This is a genomic window from Methylophaga sp. UBA4204, from assembly GCF_002379485.1.
In the GTDB taxonomy this organism is placed as follows: domain Bacteria; phylum Pseudomonadota; class Gammaproteobacteria; order Nitrosococcales; family Methylophagaceae; genus Methylophaga.
The window spans coordinates 9,003-13,559 of record NZ_DFTU01000059.1 but is presented as its reverse complement, the minus strand read 5'-3'; the positions used below and the strand labels follow the sequence as shown (position 1 = coordinate 13,559).

The following is a 4,557-nucleotide window of genomic DNA, read 5'->3' as shown; positions in this document are numbered from 1 at the left end:
CGTTTGATCAGTTGACGGCGAATTCGAAAGGTAATGCGTTTGGCAATGATGGTGAAATAGCGTGACTGCAATACATTTAAAACCAATGAGGCCAAACGTAATACCAGCGTAAGAATTAACATGGCGCTGATAAAAAGAATTGGACCGTGCAAGTGCTCGGGCGTAAACGAAGAGATAAACGCCACGGCAGTACCGGGTTGGTCCAGTAAGACTTCATCCACCATGATCGGTAACAATAAGGGCACAGGAACTGCACAGAGAGTGGCAAACAGCGCGATCAGGTTGGCTTTAATCAGATGCTTTTTATAACTCAACGCCTGTTTGAGTATGCCTTTAAGCTGATAGCTGGTTTCTGTGCTCATGGATGTTAGTCAATTCAGTTAGGGTCTATAGGCAGCAATTTAACGGTGACTTTACCCTCCTCAGACCAGTATCTGCTGGCCCTGGCTGTTAAAAAACAGCTCCGGTTGATAACCCCATATTTTCATTACTGTTTCAGGTTGAAGCACCTGCAGTGGTGAGCCCTGGGCGACGAGTTCCCCCTGTTTTAAAAGCCACACTTTGTCAGCATAACGACTTGCTTGGTTCACATCATGCAAAATACTGATCACCGCAAAACCATTTTCCTGACAAAGCGATTTTACCAAATTCAATAACTGATGTTGCTGTCCAAGATCCTGCGCTGATGTTGGTTCATCCAGTAATAACAATGGAGCCCGTTCTGCCTGCGACAGTTGTAATAATACTCTGGCCAATTGTACCCGTTGTCGTTCCCCGCCTGATAAGCTTGTATAAAGCCTGTCAGCAAATTGCCAGGTATCCGTTGCCTGCATCCACTTTTGAACTGCATAATTAATCTCACGGAGACTCAGGCTAAGGGGAGTGGAACCTATCGCAACGACCTCCTGCGCTTTAAATGGAAAAGATAACTGGCTGGCTTGAGGCAATACACCCAGGTGTTTGGCCAGTAATTCTCTGTTCCAGTGTTCTAAAGAGTTGCCATGCAGATATATCTGGCCTTGACTGGCGGGCCATTCACCACAGATGGCTTTGATTAAACTGGATTTACCAGCTCCATTAGGACCTAACACCGCAATGAACTCGCCAGAAACCAAACTGGCTATTGGCAAATTCAGAATTTGGCGGTGTTCCTGTTGAATAAGCAGATTTTCGATAGTGAGCATAGGCGGGTTATAACGTACTGAGTCGTTTACGTTGCTGGATTAGCAAAAAAGCAAAGAAAGGCGCACCGATTAATGCGGTCACCAAACCTACCGGTAATTCGGCAGGAGCCAGCAATACTCTGGCACCAATATCTGCCATCAGTAACAATACTGCTCCGGTCAGTGCGGATAATGGCAGTAATAATCGATGATCCGGGCCCATGGTCATGCGAACCAGATGTGGTACCACCAGACTGATAAAACCGATAATGCCGGTGGCTGAGACAGCAATACCTACGCCGATGGCTGTGACCACGATCAATTGCAGCTTTAATTTCTCAACATGGATGCCCAGATGGCGGGCTTCGGCTTCACCTAGCAGAAAGGCATTTAATGCCGGTGCCTGGATTTGGTAAAACACCAATAGGCAGAGACAGGTCATTGCGGATAACCAGATAGATGTACTGTTTGCGCCGTTAAGCGTACCCATACCCCACAAGGTCAGCTCGCGTAAAGCCATATCATTGGCAATATAAGTCATAAAACCAATAATCGCCCCGCTAAAAGCCGCTATGGCAACGCCAGCTAGCAATAGAATCAATACCGAGGTACCACCATTCTGTGATTGTGCCAGCCGATAAACCAGTAAGGTGGTTATCAAACCGCCAAGAAATGCAGCGACCGGAGTCGTCAGATAGCTGAGCGAAGCCGGTAACAACACGATGGCAATGGCCGCGCCAAGTCCTGCCCCGGAAGAGACACCAATAATGCCGGGGTCAGCTAACGGATTACGGAATAGTCCCTGGGTGACGGCACCGCAGAGGGCTAATAAAGCACCAATAAATAGAGCGAGTAGTGTTCTTGGCCAGCGTAACTCCCAGATAATGGCCGTTTGAAAGGCATTTAATTGACTCAGTTCACTGCCGAGAAACTGATCTATTATGCTCAATAAGCTTTGTTTTGCAGGCAAGGTCATTGGACCCAGGATGATTGATAACAAAATACTTGCCAGCAGTAACAAGCAAAACATTGGCCAGACACCACGTCGCCAACCCTGCGGTCGGGCTGGTAAATATTTGGCATAGCTCATCTTGCAGAAGGAAAAATTATTTCTGCCAGTTGGTTGGCTTGATTTACGGCGGTGATACTCAAGCCTGCAATCAATTTACTGGCATCTACACTTACTATGCGTTGGGCTTGTCCGGCTGCAGTATTTTTCAACAAAGGATAACGGGCCAGCAATTGTTCCTTTTCCGGAGCACCATTGATGCGTTTACCAACGATGATGACATCAGGGTTTATGGCCAGAATAGACTCCAGCGACACAGTCTGAAAACCATTAAAATTGCTGACATTCTCACCATGAAGCAATGTAATCAGTGCGTTACCAACGGTGTCCCGACCAGCCTGTGATAGACCACGATCATTCAGATCCAGTAAAAAAACCATGTTTAATGCTGAACCGTTCTGTTTGCTGACAATAGCGTTTTCCAGTTGTTGAATATCGTCAATGAGTGCCTGTCCGGTTGCCTCGCGATTAAGTGATTTTGCTAATCGATGAATATTACGACTCAATTCTGCCACGCTCTCCGGACTATCGAGCTGGATAAAGTTGATTTGTGCCTGCTGAATCGCATTTACTGTGGCGGCAGGTCCTGTATGGTCGCTGCCAACAATCAGATCCGGCTGTAGGGATAAGAGCGCTTCGGCCGATAACGTGCGGTGATATCCTAGTATTTGAATATTTTCTCCCTTAAGTAATGGCTCACTGGTGATATCGGTAGCAATAATTTTTGACCCAACCCCAAGGGCCAGCAAAATTTCTGTGGCATTACTATCGACACTGATGATTCTCTCAGCATGAATCGGCTCAGCGATGGCTATTTGAGTACTGAATAACACTAAAACGCCGTAAAATAGCTTTCTAATGGAGCGACGTGAAAATTCAGATTGATTCATACAAATCTCCAAAGGTGTATTCAATTCTTTATATCTGCTGATGATGGGGGAAGCCATCATTGTCATTGCAGAAGTTTAACCAGAAATCATTAAATTGTTAAGTTAAATCTAAATAATAATCATTACTATTTACAGAAAGTATTTGTTGTGATAATTTTCTCGGCCATATGCCACTTGTTTTAACGTTGCATAAGCACACTTTTAATCAGGCGCTCTGTTAAAGCGCGTAGTTTCTGCTGAGGAAATGATGAACGCTGAACGTAAAATCTTATCCATCCTGATACAGTCCTTACTTTTACTTACTCCATTGATCTCGGTTGCCCAAACGCCTCTGGAAATGGAAGAAATCAAGATCACTGCAACACGTAATGCAGAGCCGTCAGGCACGCAGAGTCGAAATATCACTGTTATTGATAAAACCGAATTAGATGAACGGCAGGCGACGTCTGTGCCACAAACAGTTGCACATCTGCCGAATGTCACACTGAGCGGTGGACCTAGGGAAGATGTTCAGAATGTGAATATCCGTGGGTTAGGAGATAACCAGGTATTACAGCTGGTGGATGGGGTCAGACAAAACTTTATGTCAGGCCATCGCCCGACCTATTTTCTGGATCCGGAATTAATCAAAAGTGTCGAAGTAGTGAAAGGTCCGAGTAGTGCGTTGTGGGGGTCAGGTGCACTTGGCGGCGTAATTTCACAAAACACCATTCATGCAGCTGATTTACTGGGAGTAAGGGACTTTGGCGGATTTATCAAACAGGGTTATCACAGCAACAGTGATAAATGGTTAACCACCACGGCGTTGGCAGGACGAATGGATAGTGTCGACTGGCTGTTGTCCGGATTTTACCGTGATGGCAATGAAATAGAGCTGGGCAATGGCGAAAATCTGGAAGGATCTGCCTCTCGAGATAAAGGCGTAATGGCCAAAGTCGACTGGTTTATTGATGATGCACAAACAGCAACATTTAACCTGCGTAGTTCAGAGGTAAACGGAGAGGTTCCTTCTAATGGTGCTGCCGATTTGAGTTCATCAAATTTTATGATTCATCGTGAAAACCAAACTGATCATGCCTCGGTAGATTATCGTCTCAATCCCGATAGTGACTGGCTTAATGCCCAATTGATGCTGTACTGGAACAATACTGATATGCAGGAATACCGCTTATCGGATCGCCGTGCTGATAATACTGAGATTGAAACACTGGGGTTAAATCTGAATAACCGAACAGAGCTGAGTAATATCAGTTTTATTTATGGTGTTGATGGCTATCAGGATAAATTAAGCAGTAACCGTGGCGGACTGGATCGTCCCACTCCACCAGATGCCACAACAGAAGTATGGGGCGCGTTTACTGAAGTGCACATTCCTTTTGCTGAGGCATGGCGGTTGGAAATGGGCGGACGTTATGATGATTTCAGCACTAAGGCT

4 protein-coding genes and 1 pseudogene are annotated in these 4,557 nt (G+C 45.6%); 1 reads left to right on the top strand and 4 read right to left on the bottom strand.

Annotated features, from left to right (window positions below):
- The 4 genes and pseudogenes from B3182_RS08480 to B3182_RS08465 form a co-directional block, all read right to left on the bottom strand.
- A pseudogene (locus tag B3182_RS08480) lies at positions 1-362 on the bottom strand (ABC transporter ATP-binding protein); the annotation flags it as partial.
- A gap of 60 nt (positions 363-422) precedes the next feature.
- The gene (locus tag B3182_RS08475; RefSeq protein ID WP_292358187.1) at positions 423-1,184 is read right to left on the bottom strand and encodes a heme ABC transporter ATP-binding protein; all 762 of its coding nucleotides are present in this window, start codon (positions 1,182-1,184) and stop codon (positions 423-425) included.
- Between the two features lie 7 nt (positions 1,185-1,191).
- Complete coding sequence (locus B3182_RS08470) at positions 1,192-2,193, bottom strand: FecCD family ABC transporter permease (protein ID WP_292402947.1); 1,002 nt, start codon at positions 2,191-2,193, stop codon at positions 1,192-1,194.
- A gap of 56 nt (positions 2,194-2,249) precedes the next feature.
- Positions 2,250-3,122, bottom strand: coding sequence for a heme/hemin ABC transporter substrate-binding protein (locus B3182_RS08465; RefSeq protein ID WP_292358183.1), 873 nt, complete (start codon positions 3,120-3,122; stop codon positions 2,250-2,252).
- Positions 3,123-3,366: 244 nt separating this feature from the next.
- Between B3182_RS08465 and B3182_RS08460 the strand changes: the two genes are divergently transcribed.
- The coding region (locus B3182_RS08460) for a TonB-dependent receptor domain-containing protein (RefSeq protein WP_292752341.1) at positions 3,367-4,557 on the top strand (1,191 nt) is incomplete at its 3' end.

What these genes read in the sequence shown, in the direction of transcription:
- B3182_RS08475 (WP_292358187.1), bottom strand. Translation starts at nt 1,184, where the DNA reads ATGCTCACTATCGAAAATCTGCTTATTCAACAGGAACACCGCCAAATT.
- B3182_RS08470 (WP_292402947.1), bottom strand. Translation starts at nt 2,193, where the DNA reads ATGTTTTGCTTGTTACTGCTGGCAAGTATTTTGTTATCAATCATCCTG.
- B3182_RS08465 (WP_292358183.1), bottom strand. Translation starts at nt 3,122, where the DNA reads ATGAATCAATCTGAATTTTCACGTCGCTCCATTAGAAAGCTATTTTAC.